We start from the raw sequence: 232 nt of genomic DNA on the forward strand, positions 1-232 counted from the left end.
GATAAGCATTCACTCATTAAAAATTATATACGAAACATCGGGCATCGTCAACATGAAATCGTTAACTTTCGTATAAAACTTTGAAATGTTAACGATTTTTATTTTTGTAAAGGTCAAAATAGAAAGAAGCAGCTGATAATACATAGAGCGGAGCAGTTTCTGTTCTTAAAATTCTTGGGCCGAGTCCGGCAAGTTTTGCGTTCGCTTCTTCAAGAAGCAATAGCTCTTTTTC

At 34.9% G+C, this 232-nt stretch carries 1 protein-coding gene; it reads right to left on the reverse strand.

The window, feature by feature from the left end; all coding sequences use genetic code 11:
- Nucleotides 1-88: 88 nt before the first annotated feature.
- The gene (locus ACX6XY_RS30520) at nucleotides 89-220 is read right to left on the reverse strand and encodes a 16S rRNA (uracil(1498)-N(3))-methyltransferase (RefSeq protein WP_460337996.1); all 132 of its coding nucleotides are present in this window, start codon (nucleotides 218-220) and stop codon (nucleotides 89-91) included.
- Between the last annotated feature and the right edge of the window lie 12 nt (nucleotides 221-232).

It is taken from the genome of Streptomyces sp. O3, assembly GCF_054788135.1.